Raw genomic sequence first — 1314 nt, forward strand, 5'->3', positions numbered from 1 at the left:
CAAGCAGTTGGGACACGGTTCTTCCACAGTGCCCCTACTTTACCAGTTTTGAAAAGTCAATCTCACCTGCTGAGCAGTTACGGTTTCTATTTTTTGTCGTATCTCTTCATATTCTTTTTTGCTCAGCACAAACCCTCCAAAGCTGTTCATCAAGCGATTTTTTGCCTGAATGAAGGAGTGTCACACCCATGTGTTCATTGTACTGGATGCTGGATGTCGTGGAATCAGCCGACCCACCTACTGGTAAGTAAAAGCATGTATGAGACAAGGAAAATGTTAGAGAGTCCTTTTTGAACGCATAAAATGTGAACCATCATGCCTGCTGACTTTCTGACCCCTGAGCAGTCCCAGCGTTACGGCACCTACACCGAGGAACCCACTCCTGAGCAGCTGGAGAAGTTCTTCCAACTTGATGACTTTGACCTCGAATTCATTCAGAAAGGTCGCCTCGGGGTCCAAAGGCTCGGGTTTGCCCTGCAGCTCACCACCCTGCGCTTCCTGGGCACCTTCCCCAGAGACGTGCGCAACATCCCCCGGGTGGTCAGAAAGTTCGTCGCCAAGCAGCTTGGCATGGACAGCCGGGACCTGAATCAGTATTCCCGTAGGCCCAGCACCCTCTCCCAACACCAGACCCAGATCCGCGAGAAGTACGGCTTTCAGGAGTTTCACGATCCCAAAGTCCAGATCCCCTTCCAGAACTTCCTGAGATCCCGCTCTTACCTCACGGCAGAGCCCCTCACCAGTCTGTTTGACCTGGCCACTGGCTGGTTGATTGGTGAACGAGTGCAGCTTCCTTTCGTCACCACCCTGGTAAGATTGATCAGTTCCATCAAGGAAGAAGCTGATGAAAAGCTCTACCAGGACATCACGGCTGACCTGGGTGAAACTCAGATCCACCACTTGCGCAAGACCGTGCAGGTCCGGGAAGAGAAGCACAACACCCTGTTTGATGAACTCCGCTGGGGACCCACCCGGGACTCTGCAAATGGTATGGTGATGGCCCTCAGTCGGGTGAAAAGCATCCGGGAATCCGTACCGTTCTCTCTTCAATTGCCGGAAGGCCTTCCCCTCAGGCGCACCAGGATGCTGGCCAATTATGGTCTGGACGCCAAGAGCAAATACCTGCTCAGGTTGCCCACCCAGAGGGGAGCGGCCATCTTGCGGCTGTCTCTGAACCAGCTGGAAAAACAGGCAGTGGATGACTCCCTGGAAATCTTCGACCAGATCATGGCCGGTGGTTTGTTGAGATGATCTCGCAGAGGGGAGGCAAAAAAGCAGGACAGCGGTAAAATTTCAACTTGTGAGAGAAGAAAA

The 1314-nt window shown here is 52.7% G+C and carries 1 protein-coding gene; it reads left to right on the plus strand.

All coding sequences use genetic code 11. From position 1 onward, the window contains the following. The first annotated feature begins 315 nt into the window (after positions 1-315). Positions 316-1251 (plus strand): DUF4158 domain-containing protein, encoded by a 936-nt coding sequence (locus IEY52_RS26425; protein ID WP_189009682.1) that lies wholly within the window; start codon positions 316-318, stop codon positions 1249-1251. The last annotated feature ends 63 nt before the right edge of the window (positions 1252-1314 follow it).

Origin of the sequence: Deinococcus roseus, assembly GCF_014646895.1 — a bacterium.
GTDB lineage: Bacteria > Deinococcota > Deinococci > Deinococcales > Deinococcaceae > Deinococcus_C > Deinococcus_C roseus.